The organism is Morganella psychrotolerans (assembly GCF_001676055.1).
Taxonomy (GTDB): Bacteria; Pseudomonadota; Gammaproteobacteria; order Enterobacterales; family Enterobacteriaceae; genus Morganella; species Morganella psychrotolerans_B.
Window position 1 is genome coordinate 295,205 of record NZ_LZEX01000034.1, and the last position, 25,909, is coordinate 321,113.

At 48.2% G+C, this 25,909-nt stretch carries 30 protein-coding genes; 7 read left to right on the top strand and 23 right to left on the bottom strand.

Annotated elements, in window-relative coordinates:
- The first annotated feature begins 131 nt into the window (after positions 1–131).
- Positions 132–821, top strand: coding sequence for a dethiobiotin synthase (gene bioD / locus AYY17_RS15275; protein WP_067424926.1), 690 nt, complete (start codon positions 132–134; stop codon positions 819–821).
- Positions 822–924: 103 nt separating this feature from the next.
- On the opposite strand, the gene AYY17_RS15280 is transcribed toward bioD, so the two are convergent.
- From AYY17_RS15280 to ydfG, 3 genes are all read right to left on the bottom strand, one after another.
- Complete coding sequence (locus AYY17_RS15280) at positions 925–1,158, bottom strand: DUF1161 domain-containing protein (RefSeq protein WP_067406258.1); 234 nt, start codon at positions 1,156–1,158, stop codon at positions 925–927.
- A 20-nt stretch (positions 1,159–1,178) separates the two neighbouring features.
- The gene (locus AYY17_RS15285) at positions 1,179–1,544 is read right to left on the bottom strand and encodes a DUF1283 family protein (protein ID WP_067424928.1); all 366 of its coding nucleotides are present in this window, start codon (positions 1,542–1,544) and stop codon (positions 1,179–1,181) included.
- A gap of 169 nt (positions 1,545–1,713) precedes the next feature.
- Entirely contained in the window at positions 1,714–2,463 is a 750-nt protein-coding gene (gene ydfG / locus AYY17_RS15290) for a bifunctional NADP-dependent 3-hydroxy acid dehydrogenase/3-hydroxypropionate dehydrogenase YdfG (RefSeq protein ID WP_067424930.1), read from the bottom strand.
- Between the two features lie 202 nt (positions 2,464–2,665).
- Here ydfG and AYY17_RS15295 point away from each other — a divergent pair, with 202 nt between their 5' ends.
- Positions 2,666–3,073 (top strand): GFA family protein, encoded by a 408-nt coding sequence (locus AYY17_RS15295; RefSeq protein WP_067424932.1) that lies wholly within the window; start codon positions 2,666–2,668, stop codon positions 3,071–3,073.
- Positions 3,074–3,153: 80 nt separating this feature from the next.
- Here the strand turns inward: AYY17_RS15295 and AYY17_RS15300 are convergent, their stop codons facing one another.
- The 3 genes from AYY17_RS15300 to prpB form a co-directional block, all read right to left on the bottom strand.
- Complete coding sequence (locus tag AYY17_RS15300; RefSeq protein WP_067424933.1) at positions 3,154–4,605, bottom strand: bifunctional 2-methylcitrate dehydratase/aconitate hydratase; 1,452 nt, start codon at positions 4,603–4,605, stop codon at positions 3,154–3,156.
- A 26-nt stretch (positions 4,606–4,631) separates the two neighbouring features.
- On the bottom strand, positions 4,632–5,795 hold the full coding sequence (prpC, locus tag AYY17_RS15305; RefSeq protein ID WP_067424935.1) for a bifunctional 2-methylcitrate synthase/citrate synthase: 1,164 nt from the start codon (positions 5,793–5,795) through the stop codon (positions 4,632–4,634).
- Between the two features lie 190 nt (positions 5,796–5,985).
- Positions 5,986–6,870, bottom strand: a complete 885-nt coding sequence (gene prpB, locus AYY17_RS15310; RefSeq protein WP_067424937.1) for a methylisocitrate lyase — start codon at positions 6,868–6,870, stop codon at positions 5,986–5,988.
- Between the two features lie 312 nt (positions 6,871–7,182).
- Between prpB and prpR the strand changes: the two genes are divergently transcribed.
- The 4 genes from prpR (at position 7,183) to AYY17_RS15330 (ending at position 11,648) form a co-directional block, all read left to right on the top strand.
- Positions 7,183–8,790, top strand: a complete 1,608-nt coding sequence (gene prpR / locus AYY17_RS15315; RefSeq protein ID WP_067424939.1) for a propionate catabolism operon regulatory protein PrpR — start codon at positions 7,183–7,185, stop codon at positions 8,788–8,790.
- Positions 8,791–8,889: 99 nt separating this feature from the next.
- Positions 8,890–9,525 carry a DNA oxidative demethylase AlkB gene (alkB, locus tag AYY17_RS15320; RefSeq protein WP_067424941.1) on the top strand — a complete coding sequence of 212 codons (636 nt, stop codon included), beginning with the start codon at positions 8,890–8,892 and terminating at the stop codon, positions 9,523–9,525.
- Positions 9,526–9,537: 12 nt separating this feature from the next.
- Complete coding sequence (gene ada / locus AYY17_RS15325; RefSeq protein ID WP_067424943.1) at positions 9,538–10,623, top strand: bifunctional DNA-binding transcriptional regulator/O6-methylguanine-DNA methyltransferase Ada; 1,086 nt, start codon at positions 9,538–9,540, stop codon at positions 10,621–10,623.
- Positions 10,624–10,637: 14 nt separating this feature from the next.
- Positions 10,638–11,648, top strand: coding sequence for a hypothetical protein (locus AYY17_RS15330; protein ID WP_067424945.1), 1,011 nt, complete (start codon positions 10,638–10,640; stop codon positions 11,646–11,648).
- Positions 11,649–11,707: 59 nt separating this feature from the next.
- On the opposite strand, the gene AYY17_RS15335 is transcribed toward AYY17_RS15330, so the two are convergent.
- The 14 genes from AYY17_RS15335 to AYY17_RS15395 form a co-directional block, all read right to left on the bottom strand.
- Positions 11,708–13,459: an ABC-F family ATP-binding cassette domain-containing protein gene (locus AYY17_RS15335; RefSeq protein WP_067424947.1), complete on the bottom strand. Its 1,752-nt coding sequence runs from the start codon at positions 13,457–13,459 to the stop codon at positions 11,708–11,710.
- A 305-nt stretch (positions 13,460–13,764) separates the two neighbouring features.
- Positions 13,765–14,214 carry a GNAT family N-acetyltransferase gene (locus tag AYY17_RS15340; RefSeq protein WP_067424949.1) on the bottom strand — a complete coding sequence of 150 codons (450 nt, stop codon included), beginning with the start codon at positions 14,212–14,214 and terminating at the stop codon, positions 13,765–13,767.
- A gap of 94 nt (positions 14,215–14,308) precedes the next feature.
- Complete coding sequence (dagF, locus tag AYY17_RS15345; RefSeq protein ID WP_067424951.1) at positions 14,309–15,049, bottom strand: 2-dehydro-3-deoxy-phosphogluconate aldolase; 741 nt, start codon at positions 15,047–15,049, stop codon at positions 14,309–14,311.
- Position 15,050: 1 nt separating this feature from the next.
- Positions 15,051–16,163: a DgaE family pyridoxal phosphate-dependent ammonia lyase gene (locus tag AYY17_RS15350; RefSeq protein WP_067424953.1), complete on the bottom strand. Its 1,113-nt coding sequence runs from the start codon at positions 16,161–16,163 to the stop codon at positions 15,051–15,053.
- Entirely contained in the window at positions 16,147–17,286 is a 1,140-nt protein-coding gene (locus tag AYY17_RS15355; RefSeq protein WP_067424955.1) for an amidohydrolase/deacetylase family metallohydrolase, read from the bottom strand. The genes AYY17_RS15350 and AYY17_RS15355 overlap by 17 nt, the downstream gene beginning before the upstream one ends.
- A 61-nt stretch (positions 17,287–17,347) precedes the next feature.
- Positions 17,348–17,998, bottom strand: coding sequence for a DUF4310 family protein (locus AYY17_RS15360; RefSeq protein ID WP_067406213.1), 651 nt, complete (start codon positions 17,996–17,998; stop codon positions 17,348–17,350).
- Between the two features lie 2 nt (positions 17,999–18,000).
- Positions 18,001–18,792, bottom strand: a complete 792-nt coding sequence (locus AYY17_RS15365) for a DUF4311 domain-containing protein (RefSeq protein WP_067424957.1) — start codon at positions 18,790–18,792, stop codon at positions 18,001–18,003.
- A gap of 26 nt (positions 18,793–18,818) precedes the next feature.
- On the bottom strand, positions 18,819–19,115 hold the full coding sequence (locus AYY17_RS15370; protein WP_067424960.1) for a DUF4312 family protein: 297 nt from the start codon (positions 19,113–19,115) through the stop codon (positions 18,819–18,821).
- Positions 19,115–19,480, bottom strand: coding sequence for an SFCGS family glycine-rich protein (locus tag AYY17_RS15375; protein ID WP_067406207.1), 366 nt, complete (start codon positions 19,478–19,480; stop codon positions 19,115–19,117). Before AYY17_RS15375 ends, AYY17_RS15370 begins: the two co-directional genes overlap by 1 nt.
- Before the next feature lie 18 nt (positions 19,481–19,498).
- Positions 19,499–19,837, bottom strand: coding sequence for a transcriptional antiterminator (locus AYY17_RS15380; RefSeq protein WP_067424962.1), 339 nt, complete (start codon positions 19,835–19,837; stop codon positions 19,499–19,501).
- Between the two features lie 465 nt (positions 19,838–20,302).
- Complete coding sequence (locus tag AYY17_RS22405) at positions 20,303–21,265, bottom strand: BglG family transcription antiterminator (protein ID WP_235845412.1); 963 nt, start codon at positions 21,263–21,265, stop codon at positions 20,303–20,305.
- Positions 21,162–22,241, bottom strand: coding sequence for a BglG family transcription antiterminator (locus AYY17_RS22410; RefSeq protein ID WP_235845402.1), 1,080 nt, complete (start codon positions 22,239–22,241; stop codon positions 21,162–21,164). Before AYY17_RS22410 ends, AYY17_RS22405 begins: the two co-directional genes overlap by 104 nt.
- Positions 22,242–22,447: 206 nt before the next feature.
- Complete coding sequence (locus AYY17_RS15390) at positions 22,448–23,482, bottom strand: agmatine deiminase family protein (RefSeq protein ID WP_067424964.1); 1,035 nt, start codon at positions 23,480–23,482, stop codon at positions 22,448–22,450.
- A gap of 10 nt (positions 23,483–23,492) precedes the next feature.
- Positions 23,493–24,092 (bottom strand): GNAT family N-acetyltransferase, encoded by a 600-nt coding sequence (locus AYY17_RS15395; protein ID WP_235845403.1) that lies wholly within the window; start codon positions 24,090–24,092, stop codon positions 23,493–23,495.
- A 143-nt stretch (positions 24,093–24,235) separates the two neighbouring features.
- On the opposite strand from AYY17_RS15395, the gene AYY17_RS15400 reads away from it, so the two are divergent.
- Positions 24,236–24,826: a TetR/AcrR family transcriptional regulator gene (locus AYY17_RS15400; protein ID WP_067424971.1), complete on the top strand. Its 591-nt coding sequence runs from the start codon at positions 24,236–24,238 to the stop codon at positions 24,824–24,826.
- Positions 24,827–24,830: 4 nt separating this feature from the next.
- Here AYY17_RS15400 and AYY17_RS15405 read toward each other — a convergent pair whose 3' ends face one another.
- Genes AYY17_RS15405 through AYY17_RS22415 form a run of 3 tightly spaced genes read right to left on the bottom strand, consistent with a single transcriptional unit; the run spans position 24,831 to position 25,904 of the window.
- Complete coding sequence (locus tag AYY17_RS15405) at positions 24,831–25,328, bottom strand: GNAT family N-acetyltransferase (protein ID WP_235845404.1); 498 nt, start codon at positions 25,326–25,328, stop codon at positions 24,831–24,833.
- The gene (locus tag AYY17_RS15410; protein WP_235845405.1) at positions 25,325–25,813 is read right to left on the bottom strand and encodes a TetR family transcriptional regulator; all 489 of its coding nucleotides are present in this window, start codon (positions 25,811–25,813) and stop codon (positions 25,325–25,327) included. The genes AYY17_RS15405 and AYY17_RS15410 overlap by 4 nt, the downstream gene beginning before the upstream one ends.
- Positions 25,767–25,904, bottom strand: coding sequence for a hypothetical protein (locus AYY17_RS22415; protein ID WP_235845406.1), 138 nt, complete (start codon positions 25,902–25,904; stop codon positions 25,767–25,769). The genes AYY17_RS15410 and AYY17_RS22415 overlap by 47 nt, the downstream gene beginning before the upstream one ends.
- Positions 25,905–25,909 lie beyond the last annotated feature (5 nt).

The window sequence follows — 25,909 nt, forward strand, 5'->3', positions numbered from 1 at the left end:
AAGGATTTGTTCATCAAAACAGGATTTTCGCAAAAAATTGCGCTGGCGCAAACCTGACAGATATCTGATGCCTTACACTTGTTCTGTTATCAATTTTGATACGCACTTCTTGATATAACGGAAAATCATCTATGTTAAGGCGCTTGTTTATAACCGGCACAGATACGAATATCGGCAAAACTGTCGCTACGCGGGCTTTAATGCAAGCCATCAACCGACTGGGTAAATCTGTCGTTGGGTATAAACCAATCGCAACAGAATACCATGATACCCTTAACGGTAAACGTAACCGTGATGCTATGGTTCTGCATGAGACATCCAGTATTGATGTTACTTATCAGGATGTTAACCCGGTGATGCTGGAAAATAACTATGGTCCGACGACAACGGATATCCAATTCCCTGCATTGTCAGCGGGACTGGAAAAATTAAGCCGGGTAGCGGAACAGGTTGTGGTGGAAGGGAATGGCGGATGGCGTTATTTACTGAATAACGAGACATTTTTATCTGACTGGGTGAAAAAAGAGAAACTGCCGGTGATTCTGGTGGTCGGGATCCAGTCCGGATGTGTGAATCATGCACTATTAACTGCTGAAGCAATTAAACAGGATGGCCTGGAAATTATCGGCTGGATTGCAAACCGGATTAACCCGGGGCTGTCTCATTACGCACAGGTAATGGATCGTTTACTGAAACACCTGCCGGCTCCGCTTCTGGGGGAGATCCCGTATTTACTGCGTCCGGAAGAGCGCGAATTATCGCATTATCTGAATGCTGAAAAAATTGAGATGCTCTGGGGCAAAGAACTGGTCGCTTCCTGAGTTATCGGACTGATGGCTAAAAAGAAAAGGGCTAATTATTGATAGCCCTTTTTTGTTTTATTTACGATATTACAAAGTCTGACTGCGTACGGTTATCTGCGAATTATTTACGAAGATAAATAATATTCTGCGTTTCATTGTCACAGTTACCCACAACCTGACCTTCTGCCTGTGCGGCACTTTCCGCAGGCACGACCGTTAAGGTAAAGCCTTCAGCAGGTACACCGTTACTGATGATTTTCTGCGAAATTTCTTCCGTGACGCTTTCGCAGGAAGCTTGTGCCATAGCAGGGACAAGCGCAAAAAGTACTGTACTAACTGCAATCAGTTTTTTCATCATTTTTCCTTAAATGTTTACTACTTCCAACCTGAAGTAACTTCACGTCCTGTATTTGCATCAAGACATCTCTGTGTATTAGGCTCCCAATACGCAGTGACGACGGAACTTTTTAAGCAGGCATCTTCGACATCAATAGCACGATCAACTTTATCAAACTCTTTTTCCGCACGGCGGTTTACTTTCTGGCGCAGGGAGCGGGTATCATCCCACTGTTCTTTTTCCTGGCGTGCTCTCTCTTTCTCCAGCGCGGTGTCACCGCCACTGACGACACATGTGCTGCCCGGACTGCAATTTGCAGTAACCGCATTTGCCTGTGCTGCAAAAAATAATGGTGCAGCGAAGGCGGTTGCGATAAACCACTTTGTGAGTATGGATTTAGTCATTATCGTGTTTTCCTCAAAGTTCAATCCTGCAAATTTAGTTCTGATCTTATGCATTATACCGAAGTGTATTTGAGCACCAACAAAAGAAAAAGCATTTCGTGCGTAATTTCAGGTAATTTAAGAAAATTACCTGAAATAAATGAGGTAAGTTTATATTTTACTGTGATTTTCAGTCTTCACGATGAACATTCAGTCCGGCGAAGGACTGACAAACCGGCATCATTTCCATGGTATTGATATTAACATGCGCCGGTAATGTCGCCACCCAGTAAACGGCTTCGGCAATATCATCCGGCATCAGCGGATCGGCATTTTTATAGGTGTTACCGGCTTTTTCTTCATCACCACGATAGCGGATCCCTGAGAATTCAGTCCCACCGACCATACCCGGTTCAATATCGGTCACACGGATTTTTTTGCCGAACAAATCAGCGCGCAGTGCCAGACTGAATTGTTTTACAAAGGCTTTTGAACCACAATAAACGTTACCGCCCATATAAGGCCAGGAGCCGGCAGTTGATCCTAAATTAATGATATGGCCGCGGTTTCTTTCCACCATACCCGGCAGTATTGCACGGGTCATATGCAGCAGCCCTTTGATGTTGGTATCGACAACCACATCCCACTCTGCAGGATCCGCTTTATCAGCGGTTTCCATACCCAGCGCCAGACCTGCGTTATTCACCAGCACATCAATTTCACGCAGCGATTCAGGCAGGGCGGCAATCACATTATCAACCGCCGGTCTGTCCATCATATCCAGCGCCAGCGGATAGAAGCGATTGCCTAACTCTTTATGTAATTTTGCCAGGCGCTCAAGACGGCGTCCTGTTCCTATCACAGTATGGCCGTTATCAATAAATTTGCGTGCAAAAGCCTCACCGAAACCTGCGGTTGCGCCTGTAATTAAAACAATCATGACTTACTCCGATTCTGTCAGCGGGGTTTCCCGGAAAAATAACACATCCACCGCGGTATAGTGCCGGCGGTTAATATTGCACAGTGTAACGCGGATAAACTTTTGAAAGCGCGTCACAGGTTCCGCTTTTCAATTATTGACCGGAAAAATGCTGTGCTAACTTACTAAAAAACCGTCAATGATAATGATAAGGAAGCAACCTATGCCACAGGGTCAATGTTTATGCGGGAAAGTGTCAGTATCCACACAACAGCCGGTAACAGACATTTCTGTTTGCCATTGCGGGATGTGCCGGAAATGGAATGGTGCGCCGTTTATGTCTGTCGATTGCGGCAGTGATATCAGTATCCGCGGGGAGGATTATATCTCCCGTTATGCTTCATCGGAGTGGGGTGATCGCTGTTTTTGTCGTGAATGCGGCACGCATCTTTTTTATTATCTGAAACCCGCCAATCAATATTATGTATCGGCGGCACTATTTGGTGAGACAAAAGAGAGTCGCCTTACTATGCAGATTTATACTGACTGCAAACCGAATTATTATAATTTTGCAGAAAAAACGCCGATGCTGACAGAGCAGGATATTCTGGCGATGTTTGCCGAAAAATAAGAAGTCAGAAATAAAAACGGATACCGGTGAGGGTATCCGTTCTGTTTTTCTGCGTTGCCGGGCAGATTAAGAACTGACTATCAGATAACAAACAAGTCCATAAATTCACTGACGGACAGCGATTCAAGTGTTTTACGGTCGCGGGCAGCATTCAGAATGCGTTTTTGCTGTGCTTCCGGGAACTGGCGTGCCAGGTTAATCCGGAATTTCTCCAGTAATAACGGAATGCCTTCTTCACGGCGGCGGGCGTGTCCGACCGGGTATTCCACCACGACTTCATCCAGCACAGTGCCGTCTTTCAGGGTGATGGTCAGGGCGTTGGCGATAGAGCGTTTTTCCGGATTATGATAATCCTTGGTAAATGCGGTATCTTCCTCACAATGAATGCGCGCGCGCAGAGCATCGATTCGGGTATCGGCGGCAATATTATCTTCATAATCTGACGCGGTCAGGCGACCGAAAATCAGCGGAACAGCAACCATATACTGAATACAGTGGTCACGGTCAGCCGGGTTATTCAACGGCCCGTGTTTATCAATGATACGGATACAGGCTTCGTGCGTGCGGATAGTGACTTTTTCGATGTCATCCGCGGTTTTACCGGCTTTTGCCAGTGTGTTATGCAACGTCATTGCGGCTTCAACGGCGGTTTGCGAATGGAATTCAGCAGGGAATGAAATTTTAAACAGCACGTTTTCCATCACATAAGAGCCGTAATCGCGCTGGAATTTAAACGGTTTGCCGTCGAACAGCACATCATAGAAACCCCAGGTTTTCGCGGTCAGCACAGTCGGATAGCCCATCTCACCTTTCTGTGCCAGCAGTGCCAGCCGCACCGCACGGGATGTTGCATCACCGGCAGCCCAGGATTTACGCGAACCGGTATTCGGTGCATGACGATAGGTGCGCAGAGACTGACCATCCACCCACGCATGAGAAACCGCACTCAGCAATTGTTCGCGATCCAGCCCCAGCATCTCACCGACAACCGCGGTGGAGGCAACTTTTACCAGCACAACGTGGTCAAGCCCGACTTTGTTAAACGCATTTTCCAGCGCCAGACAGCCCTGAATTTCATGCGCCTTGATCATCGCCGTCAGAATGCGTTTGAGTGGCAACGGCGCTTTACCTTTTGCCAGTGCTTCGCGTGATAACCAATCAGCTACCGCCAGAATGCCGCCGAGGTTATCCGACGGATGACCCCATTCAGCTGCCAGCCAGGTGTCGTTAAAATCAAGCCAGCGGATCATGGCACCGATATTAAATGCGGCCTGGATTGGATCTAACTGAAACTGTGTGCCCGGCACTTTTGCGCCGTTCGGAACAATTGTTCCCGGAACGACGGGGCCGAGCATTTTCTTGCACGCCGGATACTCCAGGGCTTCCATACCACAACCCAGGGTGTCCAGAAAACAATAATATGCAGTGTCATAAGCCCGCTCACTGCTGATATCCATCTTCAGTACATAGTCAGTAATGTCCTGAATAACCTGATCGTACTCTTGGTGCTGTGGGGTAATGGATGCTGACATAATCTGTATTCCTTATTATTCAATAATTAACGCGCATTCAACGGGACAAAAGTCTGGTTTTCCGGGCCGGTGTAATTGGCGGAAGGACGAATAATTTTATTATCCAGACGCTGTTCAATAATGTGTGCAGCCCAGCCTGCGGAGCGGGCAATAACAAAAATCGGGGTAAACATCGCAGTCGGAACACCCATCTGGTGATAAGCCACTGCAGAGAACCAATCCAGATTCGGGAACATTTTCTTGTGCTGTGACATCACGGATTCAATACGGTCTGCGATATTAAACAAGCGGAAATCTTTGGCTTCTTCCGATAACTCACGGGAAATCGCTTTGATAACCTGATGGCGCGGATCCGCGATGGTATACACCGGATGCCCGAAACCCATCACCACTTCATTGCGGGAAAGACGGGCGATAATATCGTCCTGTGCTTCATCCGGTGAGCTGTAACGTTTCTGAATTTCCAGGGATACTTCATTTGCGCCACCGTGTTTCGGACCGCGCAGTGCCGCGATAGCACCGGTGATCGCCGAATAAAAATCGGTGCCTGTTCCGGCAATGACCCGCGCGGCAAACGTCGAGGCATTAAATTCGTGCTCAGCATAGAGAACAAATGAGGAATTCATGTAGCGAACCCACTCAGCCGACGGCGTTTTACCATGCAGCAGGCGCAGGAAATGCCCGCCTGCGGTTTCTTCGTCTGTTTCAGTATCAATGCGGCGGTCATTGAACGCATAGTGGTACCAGTACAGCAGCATTGAGGTCAGGGAAGAGAGCAGGCGGTCAGCGATATCACGCGCACCTGATAACGGATGCCCCTCTTTTTCAGGCAGAACACAGCCCATAATGGATACGCCGGTGCGCAGAACATCCATCGGATGTGCGGATGCAGGCAGGGCTTCCAGTGCTTTTTTCACACTGTGCGGCAGACCGCGCAGGGATTTCAGCTTGGCTTTATATGCCGCCAGTTCAGCCGCATTCGGCAGTTTTTCGTGGATCAGAAGATGAGCGACTTCTTCAAAATCACATTGTGTGGCTAAGTCCAGGATGTCATATCCGCGGTAATGCAGGTCGTTCCCGTTGATCCCCACAGTACAGAGTGCGGTATTTCCGGCAGCGACGCCGGAAAGCGCGACGGATTTTTTACCTTTCTTCGGTGTAGGTGCAGATGTGGTGAGTGGCTTATTCATTACGGGTGTTCCTTATTATTATTTACCCTTATTCATTCAAACTGCAGGTTCGTTGGCGGTACTCAGCCAGCCGGGTCACATACTAATGTATGCTCCCCGTCAGTCTTCCCTTGCCGCCTGCCTGCATCCTGAATGACGTTGGGTATAGTCAAACAACCTGCTTCGCGTAGTATCGGGTAAGATTCAGGTGTTACTTTTTCTGTGAAAACAGGGCGTCGAGCTTGTCTTCATAATCGTAGTAACCGATGCTTTGGTATAATTCATCGCGAGTCTGCATCTGTGCCAGCAGACTCTGCTGAGTGCCTTCGCGGCGCAGCGTGTTATACACATTCTCAGCCGCTTTATTCATGGCACGGAACGCGGTAAGCGGATACAGGGCGATAGCGATATTCACACTGCGCAGCTCATCCAGGGTAAACAGCGGCGTCTGACCGAATTCAGTAATATTCGCCAGCACCGGTGCTTTAATATTTTTGGTGAACAGGCGGTACATATCCAGCTCAGTGATAGCTTCCGGGAACAGCATATCGGCACCGGCCTCAATATATGCCTGCGCGCGCTCCATAGCGGCATCCAGACCTTCCACCGCAAGAGCGTCAGTGCGTGCCATCACCACAAAATTTTCATCTGTGCGCGCATCAACGGCCGCTTTAATACGATCAACCATCTCCTGTTTTGAGACGATCTCTTTGTTCGGGCGGTGACCGCAACGCTTTGCACCCACCTGATCTTCAATATGCATACCGGCGGCACCGGCTTTGATCAGGGATTTTACGGTGCGTACCACATTAAATGCTGACGGACCAAAACCAATATCTGCATCCACCAGCAGGGGTAGATCACACACATCGGTGATACGGCGGACATCTGTCAGCACATCATCCAGCGTGGAAATACCCAGATCCGGAATACCCAGGGAGCCTGCGGCAACACCGCCGCCGGAGAGATAAATTGCTTTATAGCCCGCACGCTTAGCCAGCAAAGCATGGTTGGCATTGATAGCACCGACCAGCTGTAACGGGGATTCAGACTTTACGGCATCACGGAATGCGCGTCCTGCGGAGTTAAGAGCCATATATTCACCTTGTTATTAGTTTGATACTCATTTGATACCTGGTTGTTATAAAGCAATCGTTGTGCCAACCAGCCTGGTACTAAACTAAAACGAACTAAAACGGGATGCACATCACAAATACTGGCTTGTTTATGCGGATATTTCGGCCTCCACTATAGAAGTTGATGATTCTGTCTGACAAGCGGGATGTTAGTGATTTGTGATGATGGTGCTATTTATGTTTCATTACCTGGTTTATGATGTTTCATGAAACGTGAGTGAAACATATGGAACATTTGAAACGAATGAAACATCTGAAACAGGAGCAGACTGATGACTCAAAGCGACAAACCGGTGATCTGGACTGTTTCCATCTCCCGTCTGTTTACCCAGTTTCGCGATATCAGCCCGGAATTCAGTGCCCGCGCCACTATCAGTGCTATCAATCTCGGGTTTGATGCGGCGGTTGATGCTATCCGCGAGCGGCTGAAAACGCAGCGCTGTGATGTGATTGTCAGTGCCGGGTCAAACGGTGCTTATCTGAAGCAGCATTTACCGGTGCCGGTGATTATTGCCGCTCCCGGCGGGTTTGATGTGATGCAGGCGCTGGTGCAGGCGCGTCAGATTAGTGATCGCATCGGTCTTGTCTATTACCGGGATACTTTTCCGGCACTGGAATCACTGGCGCAGAGTTTCGGGATGCAGATTGAGCAGCGCAGTTATATCACCGCCGAAGATGCCCGGGCGGCGTGTAGTGCGCTGAAAGCAATGGGGATCACCGTTGTGGTGGGTGCCGGGCTGATTACCGATATTGCGGCTGAGTGCGGAATGACCGGTATTTTTATTTATTCTAATGATGCTGTCCGCCGGGCATTCACCGACGCAATAGAACTGACGCGGATCCGCCACCAGCCGCAAAGCTTCCCGCTGCCGGTTGCCGGATCTCTGAGTATTCGCCATACCATTAATGATATTCTGGGCACATCCGGGGTCATGGAGCAGGTTCGCGAGACAATCACCCTGTTTGCCCGTTCAAAAGCAACGGTGATGATCCAGGGTGAAAGCGGCACCGGCAAAGAAATGGCGGCACAAGCTATTCATCACGAATATACCTTGTTCCGTACCCATAAGCGCACAAAGCGCAGTGCACCGTTTGTTGCGGTTAACTGCGGGGCAATTCCGGAGAGTCTGCTGGAAGCTGAATTATTCGGCTATGAAGAGGGCGCGTTTACCGGCTCACTGCGGGGCGGGCGGGCCGGGCTATTTGAAGCAGCGGACGGCGGCACCTTGTTTCTTGATGAAATCGGTGAGATGCCTTTATCACTTCAGACCCGCCTGCTGCGGGTACTGGAAGATCGTGCGATTGTGCGTATCGGTGGATACAAACCCATTATGGTGGATGTGCGGGTCATTTGCGCCACTCATGGTGATTTGGATAAATGGGTGGCTGAAGGGCGGTTTCGTGCCGATCTTTTTTATCGTCTCGGCGTGCTGCGTCTGCAATTACCGGCACTGCGTGAGCGGGATGCAGATATTTTATTGTTAGCGGAAAAACTGCTCAAACTTGCCTTTGCTGAACTGGATTTGCCGCTGCATCGCGGATATCTGCAACAAGTTCTGGCGTGCAGTGCCTTTTTCTATCAGTACCGCTGGCCGGGCAATGCCCGTGAGTTGCGTAATCTGATGGAGCGGGTGGCGCTGTATTGCAGTGCGTATCCTGACAAAATAATTACAGAATCATTATTAATGCAGTTATCACCCGAACGTCGCACTGAGATACAACCCTCTGAAATACATCAGGTTGTGACCGGACCTGTAATAACGTCAACGGCAGCAGAGGCCATTGCCCGTTTTCGTGGTGACCGGCAGGCGGCGGCTGACTGGCTGGGGATCAGCCGGACAACCTTATGGCGGCGTTTAAAACAGGAGCGCACGGCATGACGCCGGGTATATCCGAATTGAAAAGCAAGAGCCGGAGTGTTTGTCTGCCGGTGGCGGGCAATACTGTTACCAACGGAAGGACAGAGGGAACAGGACACAATGTCAGATCTTTTTGCGCACGATGAACCACTGAATATTGCGCCGGATGCCTGTTTATTTAAAGGGTTTCTCAGCGATGAAGATACGGTGCTGCTGGCGGATATTGCCGCGATCACGACTATCTCCCCGTTTCGTCATATGGTGACACCGGGCGGATACCCGATGTCAGCGGCGATGAGCAGTTGCGGCGCACAGGGCTGGATTTCAGATGCAAAAGGTTACCGTTATACCGCGATTGATCCGCTGACCGGCAATCCGTGGCCGGCAATGCCGGATCTGTTTGTGTCCCTTGCACAGAATGCAGCGGAACGTGCCGGTTTTCACAGGTTTTTTCCGGACAGCTGCCTGATTAACTGTTATGTCCCGGGCGCGGGCATGTCATTGCATCAGGACAGAGATGAACCTGATCGCCGCCAGCCGATTGTCTCGTTTTCGCTCGGGCTGCCTGTGCAATTTCAGTTCGGCGGAATGCAGCGCCACGACCCGCTGAAAACCTTTGCACTTGAGCATGGCGATGTGCTGGTGTGGGGCAGCCGTTCCCGGCTGAATTATCATGCTGTCCGTCCGGTAAAAAACGGGGTTCATCCGCTTGCGGGAGCCCGGCGGTTTAATCTTACTTTTCGCTGTACGCGATAACGGAAGCTCAGGATGAAAACAGAGATACAACGACCATCTGATGATGATTGCTGGGCGGCGCTGGTTGCCCGGGACAAAACGGCAGATGCGCATTTTGTTTATGCAGTCAGAACCACCCGGACATGGGGATTTCCGTCTACGGTGGTACGCCTGCCGAAACGGGAAAATACTGAATTTTTTGCCACACCGGCGCAAGCCGAAGCACAAGGTTATTGTGCCGGAAAGCGGCAGCAGCGCAGCGGCGACACTATGATGCAGCGTCATGCACAACTGATTGCCAAATCGTGCCGCGAGCTGGAAGCCTGCATTAATCAAGGTTGTGCTGTACCGTCTCTTGCGGAGCTGGCGAAATCCGCCGCGATCAGTCCGTTTCATTTTCATCGTCTGTTTAAAACGCACACCGGGGTGACACCGGCGGCGTATGCGCGGGCTTACCGGGGTGAGCGGCTGCGCGACCAACTGACAAAACAGGCGACAATTACCGGTGCAATTGCCGAATCCGGTTTCAGTTCCGGCAGTCGTTTTTATGAAATATCCGATACACTGCTGGGGATGACGCCGAAAAACTGGCGCGCAGGCGGTAAAGGGGCGATTATCTATTTTGCTCTCGGTATCTGTGCGCTGGGTGATATTCTGGTCGCACAAAGCGAAAAAGGCATTTGCGCTATTTTGCTGGGTGATGATGCAGAAACACTGCTGCAAAATTTGCAGGATCAATTCCCGAATGCCGAACTTGTCGGCGGAGACGCGCAATTTGAGCAGGTGGTTGCGCGGGTGGTCGGTTTTGTGGAGGCACCATCTGCGGGGTTTGAATTACCGCTGGATATCCGCGGTACCGCTTTCCAGCGCCGTGTCTGGCAGGCGCTGCAAACTATCCCGGTCGGCACGACCGTCAGTTACCGCGATATTGCACAGCGGATAGGCTCCCCGAACGCGATCCGGGCGGTGGCGGGCGCGTGTGCGGCAAACTGTCTGGCGGTGGCTATTCCGTGTCACCGCGTGGTGCGCACCAGCGGGGAACTCGCCGGATATCGCTGGGGAATTGACCGGAAAAAACGTCTGTTGCAGCGCGAGGCATTGCAGCAGGAAACTTATTAAGAGAAGGAATAGGGATGTATTTTCGTTCCGTTGTTTCAGGATTGAGTCTGTTGATGGCGGCACTGCCGGTAATTGCGGCACCGGCAGCCGCAGAGGTTGTAGCGGATGAAAACGGCACCGTTTCGGCTGCCGTCTCCGGTCCGCTGTTTGATTGTGATCATGAGCTGACAAAACTGATTGCGGGCAGTAATCATGACCTTATCCGTGCGGAAAAAGTGACGGCCGACAGGCTGGGAATTGATATTGAAAATCGTGATATTAATGAACTTGCCATTCAGTTATCAGATACCCGGCAGACACCGTCGGCTGAAAGCCCCGGTGCCGGGCAGCTCGGTTGGGTGACTTACAATATAAAAGAAAATACATTGCAGGCGACAGGGCCGGATGAAGATCACCCTGTATTACTGACTTTCAGTGCCGTGCAGGGCGAACGGTTGCAGTCCTGCCTGAAAAAAGAACAGGTATGTCACCAGATCCTCAGCACACTGCGCCTTGAGGCGTTTATTGCACAATCACCGAAATGGCGGGTGACGGGTACCGGACGCACCTATTTTCATGCCGCACCCACATCACAGTGTCGCGATGATAATGCGTTTGTGGTGCCCGGAGATGTGCTTCAGATCAATGGTTTCCGGGCGACAACCCCGGTGAAAGGTGAAAAAGAGGGTTGGTTGCTGGTGGCTTACGGCAATGCGCAGGGCTGGATCAATGTAAACCGCCTTGAACCGGAAGGGGCAGTTTGTGACGCCGTCACAGAAAAGGCAGAAAAAGCCTATGAAAAAGAACTGCGTAACAGTGAACCGGCATCACATAAATATATCGTCACGCAAAAACAGCTCCGGTTTTATGATGCGCCGGATAAAGACTGCAAAGCTGAAGAACAGACCTTTGTTGTGCAGGATGATGCCGTCTGGGTTGATCGCAAACAGCCGTATCAGGGATTTTTGCACGGGCGTTATATTCATCCGGCGAATGGAAAAATAACAGAAGGCTGGCTGAAGGCTGATGGTCTGACCAAAAAATAAGAAAAAAAAGGCGGATACCGGAAAGTGTCCGCCTTGCTTTATTTACTTACCGGATTTAGTTAATTATCTAATCCCAACTGCGCACGTAACGCGGCAATGTCTGTCTGCCATTGCTGCTGAAGTGCGGGTTTCTGATGTCCGGGTTTGCGCTGTATATCGGCTGCAAGCCTTTCTTCCAGTGCGATCAGTATCGCCAGTTTTTCCTCTTCATCATCTGCAACCGCGGTTGTTTCAATTGTTGCGGCAAGTGACTGCGCAGAAACATCCGGGGACTGATCAGCATTCAGATGGCGGATAGCATCATAAACCTGATCCAAATCGTGATATTCCGTCAGCCGTGAGCCGTCGATATACCAAAACCGGTTACAGCTTTTTTCAATCAGTTCGCGGTCATGGCTGACCAGAATCAAGCCACCGGCAAACCGGCTGATTTCATCTGCCAGTGCGGATTTTCCGTCCATATCCAGGTGGTTGGTTGGTTCATCCAGCATCAGAAGCGAATATTTCGCCAGACTTAACCCGACAAACAGCAGTCGCGCCCGCTCGCCACCGCTCAGTGAACCGACAGTCTGCTGGTGGCGCAGATAGGGAAATCCTGCGCCGATCAGGGCCATTTTTCTCTGTTCATCAATTAACGGAGCAAATGGTTTTAATGCATCCATTAATGAATCAGTATCATTCAGTTGCGCCAGTTTCTGGTCGTAATAACCCAAATGGACACGCGGATGCAGCACCAGCGGGCTGTCAGGTAAGGTGACACTCTCTTGCTGTGAATGCGCCCAAATCATCCGCAACAGCGAGGATTTCCCTGTACCGTTTGCCCCGGTAATGGCGATGCGGTCGCCACTTTTTACCGATAAATTATCCGTCACATACAGTGGCGGACAATTATCTGCCGGGATAACAGCTAACTGATTAAATGCACAGAGGCGATCTGCCCGCAGGGCATCACCGGTCAGTTTCAACTGCCACTGACTACCCGCTGATAGTTCAACCTGATCGTCCTGCAGGCGTCCTACCTGTTTTTCCATTTGTTTGGCTTTGCGGGAAAGGGCTTCGTTATCATACACTTTTCCCCAGATGGCCAGACGTTTTGCACTCTGCGCGATGCGGTCTATCTCTTTTTGCTGCGCACTGTGGCGGTGTTCATCACTTTCATCTTGTGCGTTGAGCGCTTCCCGCGCTTGTGAACAAGGCAGCCGGAACACAGAAATAGTGCCGTCACGCAATATCCAGGTGCAGTTTGTCACATGGTCGAGCAGGGTATTATCGTGAGAGACCAGGATAAAACTGCCGCGCCAGCTGATTAAAAACTGCTCCAGCCATAAAATCGTGGGTAAATCGAGATGGTTGCTCGGTTCATCGAGCAGCAGCAAATCCGGATTGATAATCAGCGCCCGCGCCAGTAACAAACGGGTATGCTGCCCGCCGCTCAGAGCGGAAACCGGTAAAAACCACTGTGCGCTGTCAAAACCGGTTTCGGTCAATAACATTTCTGCCCGCCACATGTCAGAGACACGCAGCTCCGCAGGCAGTTTTTCCAGCACCGCCTCAATCAGTGTCACGGACTGTAATGATTCGGGCAGATGTTGCTCGATATAGGCCACTATCACGCGGTTTGCCGGTGTGACAGTACCTTCATCCGGCATTAATTGTCCGGATAATAATTTCATCAGGGTACTTTTCCCGCAACCGTTATGACCAATCAGGCCAATTTTCTCTCCCTGATTCAGGGCAACAGAAATATCGGTTAACAGGGGCGTGTGACCGGGGTGGAATGACAGATTACGGGTTGATAATAATGTACTCATAGCTTACTCAAATTTAAGGCATAACTATACCTTGGGTCATAAAAGCGATAACCCTGTAAGCTGAGGAAGGATGTTACTCAGTAATGCTTCACTCAGGCAGGATTAACGCGCAGCGTTAACAGAACAGCCTGAGTTCTGACGATTACCAAAGAAATGTGAATATTCGATCACATCACTTAACAACATAATTAGCCTCCTTTTTTTTCTCTGAGTTATAGAATGAGCCGATTATATCATCAGAAATTATTAATGAGCAATAACAGCGCTTAAGGTGATTTAATAACCGCGTAACTGATGGCGCCGGTTTACCGGCGAACCATATCACAGTGCGGGATCCCGTCTTCTGAATAAATTTCTGAGCAGACAGTAAAGCCGCATTTTTCATAAAATGCGGTCAGATGTGCCTGGGCGCTGATATGAATCTGCCGCTGTCCGTGATGCTGATGTATTGCGCGGATAGCGGCTTCCATCAGGGGATAGCCCAGTTTTTGCCCGCGAAACTGCGGATTAACCACGACACGGCCGATGGCTGCCGGTGCTGTATCATCCGCCGGGGGCAGAATACGGCAGCAGGCGACAATCTCCCCGTTTTGTTCCGCCCACAAATGCAGTGCGGTGAGATCAATTCCGTCCGCATCCTGATAACAGCAGGTCTGCTCCACAACAAACACCGCACTGCGCAGGGCAAGAAGGCGGTAGAGTGTCAGCGGCGATAATGTATTAAATTCAGCGGTGTGCCAGGTGATCGCGGTCATTATGTTATCCGTTTTGTTGCGGGGATATCCCGTTTGATGACTGTCTGAAAGAAGGACGATATCCCGCTGTATTTATTTCCTGTTTACTGAAATATCAGATTACGGCTTGCTTAACCATTTGTAATAACTGACGAACATCTTCAAGACGGGTATTACCTGTCTCTTTATCAATAATCGAACTATAGATGTGAGGAATGATTTTTTTCACGCCGGCATCAAGAGCGATTTGTAAAATTTCAGCAAAATTATCTAAGTCAATTCCGCCGGTAGGTTCAAGCGCAAAATCAAATTTTGCACAGGCCGCGGCAACGGCTTTGTACTCCTCAATATACGTCAGTCCCTGCATATGAAAAAATTTAACCGAGTCAGCGCCCATATCTTTCAGCATCATAATAGCTGTTTCAATGGGCACGATGCCATCAGGTGCTTCAGAGCTTAACGGGCCGGTTGAAATTTTAACCATACCAATGGTACCACCCGGTGAAATTAATGCATTCACAAAGGTTTCATTCTGACCCAGTAATGCACGGCTGATAGCTGCGCCGGTGAAAACCTGGTTGACGTGCTGAGGCTGGACTTCCTTTGCAATCAAAGAAACCATTGTGGATTGATTCGGATCGCCGGCACCTAATCCTACAGATAATGCATTGTTTGTTTCTTGTGCATAAATTTTCATATCCGCAATAGCGCTTTCAGTATCCGGATAGTTTTTTGATAAAACGCCCACGACCACAAAGTTTTCAGCCGCAGCACAGATATCTTTGGCGTTTTGGTGGCTGCCTGCCAATACGTTTAAGCACACACGGTTACGGTAAAAATTCGGTGACAATCTCATTTTATATTCCTTTAACTAACAAGCGGATACGTTCAGATATAACATCGAGTTGTTCATTGCTGACGCTACGGACATCAACTTCTGCTTTACCTTCGTTAGCTTTGTATTCGCGGAAATAGATAGCGGTATCGCCTTGTTTTAATTCAGACATAATTTGATATGTGGTTTTTCCAATCTGTTTTTCATCAAAGCTGATTTCAGTCCTGGCAATATCTCTGCCGGCGGCATCCCACACGATTTGTGCAGAAATAGCAGGAATGGCATTTAAATCGCAGACAAATTTGTCCATCCGGTTAACCATCTCAGCCCCGGTTTCTTTGGTTGCAGTCAAATAGTGTTCGATGGCGAGTGTCAGCCCCAAAATACCTTCTTTACCCACTTTCATCGCCCGCCCGATACCGCGGCTTTGGCGTTTAACCCATTCAACATACGTTTTTTTACCGAGAACCAGGCCGCTGGTGGGTCCTTCAATGGCCTTTGCACCACTGTAAATAACCAAATCAGCACCTGCCCGGTAGTAAGTGGTTAAATCTTCTTCGGCGGCAGCATCAACAATTAATGGTAATTGATGTTCGCGGGCAACACTGACGGCATCGCTGACCGTCAGCATACTTTTTTGTACGGTATGATGAGATTTTATATAGAGGATAGCGGCAGTTTGCGGGGTAATTTTTGCGGCTAATTGGGCTGCACTACATTCGTTAGCAAAACCAGCTTCAATCACTTTACCGCCACCTAATGTCACCATGGTGTCAACAGGCGCCCCGAAGTTAACGTTATGGCCTTTCGGTAAGATAATTTCACGTGGTACAGGCTTGTCTGATGAGTGTAAATTGAGTAATAGATCCTCATCATCTTTCACGATAACCGCAGCGACCGCCTGGGCAATTCCTGCTGATGCACAAGAAACCACCACCGCATCTTCAACGTCGAGTAATTGCGCGATATATTCGCCGGTTTTATTTACCAGATCGTTAATTTCAAAGTAATTATTCAGTCCGTAAGCAACACGTTCAACAACGTCCGGGGCCGGGGTTGAAACACCGAGCATAGTCATGCGACCGGAAGCGTTAATAACGTGTTTAAGCTGATATTTTTCATAAATCGATTGCATGTTCACATTCGCCTTGTGCCTGAATTATATGTTTTCCGCCAATGATGGCGGCGACGGGGACGAAACGGTGTGTTCCGGTACGCTTTTCATTTTCAGCGTCCGTCAGTTCAGTGAGTTCTTCTTTAAGATTGAACAGTGTGATATCAGCGTCAAAACCCGGTCTTAAATAGCCTTTAGCCGGCAGAGAGAGCAAATCAGCGGCTTTTTCAGTAACACAGCGCAGAACTTGCTCTGCACTAAAGCCCATGCACAGGAATTTGGTCATCACAAATGCGAGGCTGTAAACAGGACCATTAACACGGTTTCTGTGGTAGATATCGGAACTGATGATGTCAGGGTAAGTACCGATACGCATGGCTTGTTCTGCTACTTTAAAGCTGAAACTTTCACTGCCGTGACCCACATCCAGGAGAACACCCCGGGCCAGTGCGCGGGCAATTGACGGCCTGAGATAACCGGTGTCATCTAAAATCCGGTTGGGTTTACCATTAAAACAGTGCGTAATAATGTCGCCACGGGTCAGTAAACCGGCAACTTCGTCAATATCAGGCGGATTATTGCCAATATGAACCATCAATGGCAGACGATGTTTTTTTTGCATCTCCTTGGCTCTGATGAGCGGGGCGATCCCATTTTCGCCCACCACACTTTTACTCATACGCGCTTTCATGCCGACAACAAAACCGTTATGGCGTTCAATGGCTTGCTGAAAGCAGGCATCATCGATATTGTTCATATCGGATAATTCATTTTGTGCAATTATGCCAATGCGTGAAATATTCAATAAAGAAAAGACATTGGTTTTGGATTTGAGTGTCGATTGGTAAAATGTGTCAATATCATCAGCACCAACACTACCTGCATCAACCAGCGAGGTGACACCACCGGCAACGCCTGCGCAATCAGGATCATCGAAGTAGACAGGTGATTGCGTAAAGCAGTGTGCATGTGAGTCAATCCATCCGGCACTAACGTATATTTCCCCTTTCAGATCAATTATTTTCTCTGCTTGCTGATGACAGGCCAGCTCCGGGCCGGCCGCGTCGATTTTGCCGTCTTTGATAAGAATATCGATAATTACACCATCGATACGTTTGCCCTGTTTGATGATTAAAGAATACATGGTTACCTTCTTTATTATTCAGGAACTGCTGATTGATACTTACATCAGCAGCCCTGAGTGTCTAAGCAACAAGAGGAAAGAAATAGCCAAATAGCATCGCGCCCAGAATGGCACCGCCTGCCACAGGTTTTTGCCACACATAGAAAATCAATGCGCCGATTAAAGAGCCGATACCAATCGGAATCGATGCAGCCATTGCAGCCAAAATAATTAAAGGACCAAGGAAACGTCCTGATGTGTTACCGGCACCCATCATGACATCTGCACCAAACGTTGAGTTTGCCTGAGCGATAGTGAATTTACGGGCAAACACAATCAGCAGACCTATCAGCACGCCAAGAAATAGTCCTGTCAGTAAGGAAAGCCAGAAATTAGTGACTAAAATATCCCATCCGGCGGCAAGGAATAGCGCAGGAACCCCGAGGCCGATCCCGGTTTGCAGCGCGCCACCGATATCCAGGATACCGACCAGCGATCCTTCAATAATTCGTGCAAACAAGAAACTTGCACCGAACGCCGCGACGGCGCCATAAACACCGGTATCGAGTCCTGCACGTAACATGGCCACAAAGGCAACTTCGTTAAATGCACCGAAACCGTAGACGACATACATGTGTGTACCGGCGAAGATCCCTGCGGATAACAGTCCGGCAAAGAGAGGGAAAGACCACTCTGCGTACCAAAAATCATTTTTGTTAATTTCAGTTGTCATGGTTATTTCCCGCTCAGCAGCCCGTGGATATAGTCAAGCCACAATGGTTTATCGAGATTGAAAGAGGTGATCATTTTGAGGTCGAATTCACGGAAGAATCCGCTGAGTACGAACAACAGAACAACCGTTATCATCATTGTGCGGGTGATGCGGTTCCAGCCATTATCATCAACACCTTTACCGATTAAGATACCAAGGACTAAACCCGGGATTGCGTTACCCATAATCAACTGTGCGCAGCCGCCGAAAAGTGTTGCCCAGAAACCGGAACGACGCCCGGCATCCATCGCGGCTAACCAGAAAATAACCGGCATGACGGTGTTAACCAGTAAGTTAGCGGCAGGAACCAGCACGTTAATGGCGGTTGTCTGCAGAGCAGCAGGAACAGCTGATGCGGTGGTATTTAAGAATGCGACGACAAAAGCGCCGATAATGGCACAGGCTATCGCCATTTTTTTCGGGTTATGCAATGTTTCTGCAACATTGCGGTTTTTTGTCAGCAGTGCCGCCGCACCCCAGTTAGGAATGATGCGGTGATCCACGTCTTGCGTGAATGCCCCCGCAGCGACAGAGGAGGCCCATGCGTTAAAGAAGAATCCCAGACCAAAAGAGAAGTGTGATGCAGGGTCGCCTTCACAGGCGTTTAATTCGCCTAATGTACGAAATGCCCCCATTCCCTGAGTGGTCGGAGCGTGGAACATACGTGCTGCCCCGGCGCCTAAACCAAAGCCGCAAAGGCCGCCGATAATCAGGGACATACCCAATATTTCTAAGAAAGATGCCGTTTCACTCATGGAATTAACTCCGTGCCTGATTGCTTTTATTGTTCTGTGAATGGTATTTCGTTAACAGAAAGTAAGGTCACATCCAGCGAAACGTCGAGAACAACACGAAAGTGTTCGCGTTTACGCGGCAAAAAGATAAAAAGAAATTTTTCTGTCCGTGACTGCGAATGAGCACTAATCACCGCAACATCCTTTGGTTCAATTCTCAGTATGATGTCGGTGTTGTCTTTGAGTACGGTTTTTTGTATTGAATTCAACGCGTCAGCAATCGCTTTTTGTTTGGTGTCGCCTTGCCCTGTCACCCGTACAACCGTTTCGGTAGATTTTTTCATTAAGCGTTGCCGTATTTTTTATTAAAGGCTTTAACTAAGCGCTCGCCTAACTCTTCCTTGTCCATAAAACCGAAACCCAGCACGTTGCAACCGTCTGCAATGGCCGTTTCTCCCTCTTCGACAGAGCGCATCCCGTAACGTGCTTTATAGCCATATTTGGTTTGAGCCGTGATAGCACCGGCACCACCGCTTCCGCAAAAAGAGATACCGAGATCGGCTTTCTCCGCATTCATGACATCACCGAGTTTCATATCAGCGGCAACACCGGGAACCACAATCGCTTTGGCACCTGCATTTTCTGCACCGGCAGCCACTTTTTGTCCTTTCCCCAAACGGTCGCCGATAACAATAACGATTTGTTTCATATTTTTATTCTCCAAAAATTAGTCATCAGAACGAATAACTTCAAAATGAACAGAAAGTAAGAGCGTCTCTTCAGGCGCTAATCCGGGTAAGGTGTCAACAACCCGTTGAGCCAGTGCAATGGAGTGTTCAGATATTTCATCAAACAAGCTGATATCCACTTCGGGTAATGCTTCGCCGGTTTGTGCCCTGGCAACCATGGCACGCAGATGAGATACCAGCATTTGTTGTTGTACCTCCGTAGTTTGGCAGTCCTCCTGACTGAGCCGGTCAGTAATCATTACCAGCAGTTTTTGTGTAACCTCATCAATATTAAGGTTGTGTTCTGACATCTTAAAAACCACGATTGCTTCACTCATAACTATTTAAAATCCAAAGTAATAATGTAAGTTAGACTACTCTGTTCTCTGTTCTCTGTTCTCTGATGACTGATACCTTAAGCTGTTCCGCATCGTTTTTGCAGGCAGGAAATTTCCGTTTGGAAGTGGAAATGACAGGGAATAATACAAGGAATAAAGGTGTTTATTTTTTGACCCAAGCGGAAGCTAAATGGAAAAATAACATTTTAAAAGAGTCTTAAAAAATTCTTACGCAGTATTATTTTAAAAATAATTGTTTTAATTCAATCTGTTAGTTATTTTTTAGTTAAGGTGGAAATGCAGAGCTGACAGGGAGTGATATTGGCGAGCTATTATTTCCACTTGGGGTCTTTGGTGGTGAAATCAGCCGGGGATTGTTAAAAATTAAATGATGAAATTGCGGTTAAGATCACGTAAAAAGCAGCAACTCCCGGTTTTCCGCAAATAAGTGGAAGCTGCCGGTATTCAGAGGATACGGGCTAAACTGTCTTTTGCTATCATTTGGAATTCATTGAAATTTTTGACAGTCATTAAGCGACGGGTTGTTTTTTCTTTGACGAAAGTGACGAATAAGTCATATATCGCCATAGCTTCTTCATAATCAGCCTTACTGATAGCGAGCAGAAAAATGACATAGGCATTTTCCTTCGTTTCTTTATTCCATTCGACACCTCTTGGTGCAATAACGGTGACAACCACCGTTTTATTAGCGAGTAATCCTAACGAATGAGGCAGGGCGATACCTTCACCCAGTAAAGTGGAAACAATTGATTCGCGTTCCTGCAATGAGGGATAAAAATCCGGAGTGACGTATCCGTCTTGCTGTAATTTTTGGCATACCGTTTGAAACAGTGTTTCCTGGCTGATTTTTTCGTTAATCACCATAAAAAACCGTTCATCAAAAAACTGCTCAATGATATAAGGATGCGTTTGGTCAATCATCGCTAAGCGACCTACCTGCTTGAGCTGATAGGGGGTAGGGAAAGGGGCTATTTTTATAACAGGTTTATTTTTTTCAGAAATACGCACGGTAGTAATAACAAAATCTTCATCAACTTCCTCAAGTGATTCATATTCCTGCAAAGTGAGATCCCGGCTGAATTTCAGCTGCGGAAATTCACGCATGATCTTAGATTCAACCACCCGGAATGTTGAATTACCTGCATCGGTGACAACAAGCACCTCTGTTTGCCGGATAGACCCGGCACCATAATTTCTTTCAAGACTGACACCGATATGCACCGCCAGATAACCAAGTTCATCTTCACTGATGGCGTGGGGAAGTAATTCTTTACTTGCGCCGGTCAATGCACTGAGAGTGACATCATAGGCAAAAGGATAATATTGTTTTATATCTGATAACAGCGGGTTTGGTGTGGATATATGGTACTGAAGCCGGGTGATTAATGCAGCAAGATGCGTATTCAGATCTTTTTTTAAGTTTTTCGTCACTGCGTAAATCATAGTTATAGAGTGAGTTAATATAGCTCAGAATATACTCAGCCAGTTCACTGTGGCTCCCGTTTTTTTGACTGACTGAATCCTGGCTGCTGATGCGTCTTGCCACAATTTGATCGTGCAAATAGCTAATTTCGTGATTAGAAAGGTCGCTTCCTAAGAAATAAATCAGCCCTTTAGATATTTCATTACAGACGTTGAGGATCACGTCTTCATTAGTATTACTTTTGACTATTGAGGTTAATTCATGTCCGCGGGTAATTCGTAAAATGGTGACTGCACAATTAAAAATGAGATAAAGATGACCTTCATTACTGAGCCGGATATCGAAGCGGTTAATACTGTTATGCAGCACTTTATCAATGTAAGTGAGATCAATATTATCTAAGCATTCAGGCGAAAAAGTGGCTAAATCATGATTGATCTGTTCAGAAAAACGACGCCACAATGTTTCGGTGAGACAGGCTCTGATTGCCCATTCGCTGGCATTTAACCGAATTCCCTGATGGGGAATGCTTTCTGAGCTGATTTGATATTTTTGCAGATGTTCTCTGACCGCGCTCATATCTTGTTGCAGTGTACTTCTGCTGACAGACCATTCTTCTGCGATATCATCCAGTTTTACAGGGAGTGATAACATCAACAGTTTTAATAGTAATGCATCGATACGCTCTTTTCCGGTACGCGGAATACTGTTTTCTGTTTCATCTTGCTGGGTGAACGCCTCAAAAAGGATATTATCGTCAATTTTTAAACGATAGCCATGGCCGCGCTCATAGAGAATATGTGCCCCATGATCTTTAATCAACTCATTGATTTCATTTATATCTGAGCGAATTGTCCGGGTGGAAACGGAAAAACGTTTTGCGAATTCATCCTGAGGCACAACCTCATTGAGAATACCTGCAAAAATTTGATTGTGCCGCTGCTGAGTGAACAGACCCATGGAAACACCTTTAAAATCAATGCTGAACGTATTGAATGTCAAAGTAAAATACTATTTTTGACGGACTGATAGCCGGACTCTATCACAGGCTTGTCAATGTATGGGCTATAGGAATGCTTTAATTTGAGAAGTAACCCACAAATTAAAGCATATTTAATGCATGTTAATGAATTTTATCCGCAGCTCAGATTAATCAGTGTATTACCTCAGCGGCAATGAGATGTAATAAAAGAAGAAAAGTCAGGTTGCTGCATAGTCACACAATGGATCCCGCCGCCGCCGGACGCAATATTATCAATATTTATCTGAACAACGGTGCGCTGCGGGAACAGGGATTCAAGCAGGGATCGTGCCTGTGCATCAGCCGTTTTATCACCGAATTCCGGCAGGATAACCCCGCCGTTACACGGGTAGTAATTAATGTATCCGGCGGCAAAATCCGGATGTTTATCCCGGTTTACCCTTGTCTGTGACGGATTATTCAGAACATGAATATTATCAATCAGATTGGTATTCTGACGCAGGGTATTCAGGGCGGCGGCATGATCCCGCGTGACCTCGTACTCAAAGGAACCGGGGGCATTTTCCATCGGAATAATTAACGATGTTTCATTGATAAACCGTGCGTAGAAATCTACATGGGCATCGGTAATATCATGGTTGCGGATACCGTTAAGCCAGATAATCGTATTCAGACCAAGGGTTTGCTGTAATAACTGCTCTGTCCGGTGACGGCTGAATCCGGGATTGCGGTTATTATTAAGAATACAACTGCGGGTAAAAATACCGGTGCCGGAGCCATTGACCTCAACTGCGCCACCTTCCAGGGTCAGCGGGCTGATATGCAGAGGCATACCGGTGTATTGCGCCATAACCGCCGCAATGTTTGCATCGTGCTTTGCTGCCTGTTTGCCGCCCCAGCCGTTAAAATTAAAACTGACGGCGGCGGGGCGTTGTGTCAGGGTGTCATAAACAAAATTGGCACCACTGTCGCGCAGCCAGATATCATCCAGCGGACAGTCAATATAAGTGACGGTGTCACCAAGTAACTGCTGTGCAACAGCTCTGTTTTCTTTTGTTACCAGCAGATTAACCGGCTCAAAGCGGGCAATCGCCCGCGCAATATCTGCCTGATCACGACAGACTCCTGCGGCAAGTTTTACAGACCAGATACGTGGATGAGCCCCGAATGCCATCCAGGTGGCTTTGTGGGGCTGATGTTCTGAAGGGTAAATAAACATAGTCAGCTCATTATCTCAAAGGTAACGACATATAATACCAGCCGTAAATATCCATATAGCGCAGTGTGGCCTGCGAGGTTTCATATTTCACATCAGTAAAGCCGCGCCGCAGATACAGCGCGCGGGCTTGTGTATTTAAGTCTGAAACATACAATGACAGCCGGTTGATGGACGGGTCAGCGCGCAGTTGTTCTGTGATGTTATCAAGCACACAGTTGCCGATACCCGTTCCGCGCTGTGATTCATCCACACACAGATAAGATATATAGGCGGTATCCGGTTCAGGGACATGCACAAACATCTGAAAAATACGTCTGATTTTCATAAACGGGATAAACCCGGCTTTGCGCAGGATAGTCAGATAAGATACCGGTCGCGGTGCATTTTCCGCCGGATGTTTCACACCATAGCTCAGTCCGTAAACAGCGACTAATTTGCCGTCACGTTTTACCTGAAAATGGCGGTCATGCGGCTCACTCAGCCCGCGCTGCCAGAACATCTCCAGCACCGCCTGACGTTGCTTATCCGCCATGGTGTGTATGGTTTTAAATTTAGACGAAAACGCCTGATAAAACAGGGCACATGCGCTGTTTATGTTTGTTTCATCCAAACTTTCTGTTTGTAATCTGCTACCATCAGAGGCAGTGGTTATACTCTTCATTGTGTTGGGTATATAAATAATAAAAGATGAATTGATAAAAGATAGAGTAATCAGTCTAACATTTATTGTCCAGCTTTTCGGAGAGTATTCTCATGGATAAATTAACGGAAAAGCAGCGCCGGAAGCGCCGGCAGATCCTGGATGCAGCAATGCACTGCTTTATTGAAAAGGGATTTCATTCGACATCGACAGCGGAGATCTGCAAAGTCGCAGGAATGAGCCCGGGTAACCTGTTTCACTACTATCCGACGAAATACGCGATTATAGAAGCTATCGCAGACCTGGACAGTGATGATCACAAATCCATTCTTGCCATGGGCGATGAGCCCGGAAATACCGTTGATATTATTGAAAAAATAGTATCGGCGCTGATCGCTCTTTATAATGAACCGGGCTATGCCCGTATCAGTCTGGAAATTATCACCGAGGCGAGCCGTAACCCGGAACTTAACACCGCATTTGTGGTAAATGAGCAAAAACTGCACAGTAAAATATGTGATGTATTGCACCGGGGAATTGCCGCAGGCGAGATCGATTCACAACTGAATCCGCAACAAACGGCATCCTGGCTGATGGTCATAGCAGAAGGTGCTATGGGCCGTGATCTGATGGAGCCCGGGTTTAACTGGAAAGCCAGCATTGCCGGGTTGCATGTTTTGATCAGAAAAGCTCTTAAGCCCTGAATGATTAGTCTGCTAAGCGACGCTGCATAATGGTGACATTTTCATCGTTGATAACATCATCAAATACCGGTTTCCATCCCATTCGGCCATACATGGCTTGTTTGTCCGGGGTGTAAAGATTGAGCGCAGGCAGGTGACGCGCGGTTGCCACATCAACCACAGCCTGCGTCAGGGCGCTGCCCAGCCCCTGACCCCGTGCGGCGGGCAGGGTGTATATTTCGCCTGTCCACCAGTCAGCATCTGCCATCCGGCTGGTTTTCAGCTCCCGCCAGATAAGACTGGCGGTTGCCAGCAGTGCCCCGTTTTTATCTGTGGCAACAAACAGCTGCTCACCATTCTCCCCGTTTACCCGGTTAAGCAGACGCGCCAGAATTATCTCCGGAGTCTGCCATTGCGCCAACGCCTGCCACTCGTTATGCAGAACCTGAGCGATGGTTTGCAGCAGAGGATAGTCCTCAGGCTGAGCAGTGACAGGGCGGACTGTTATGGTGAGGATAGTCATGATGATGATACTCCGGGAGATTCAATTAGTTCGCTAATCAGTGCCAGAACGGGCTGAAAGAGCGCCAGGCTCTGTTCAAAAGTATAGTCGGTGCGGCGGATAGCGACACTGTGTCCGTGCAGTGCATCTGCCAGCAGATGCAGAATGGCAGTTCGTCGTGCGTCACTCAGCCCGCACGGCTCAATGATGAGCAGATAGCGGCGCCGGAAGCATTCTGACGGGCCGTCACTGTCCGCAGACAGCAGAACAGTCAGCAAATCACTGTAAATATAAAGCAGATGCAGATAACTTTCTGCCAGGCGGCATAATTCCTGCTGTCGTGGCGCTTGCGGATCAGGCTGATAAATTGTATCGACCAGTGCGGTGGCAAGTGCTTCCAGTAACAGCTGCTTGTTGCGGAAATAGTAATAAATAGCCATCGGATCAACCTGTAAGCATTCAGCGAGGGCGCGGATCGACGGTATTTTCCCCTGTGACTGCCACATTTTTTTGTGCTTCTGTCAGTATATTTTCCGGTGTCAGTTTACTGCCCCGGTGAGCAGGCCGCCCGCAGGGTGGCAGTCGGGATTGGGTCACGTTCA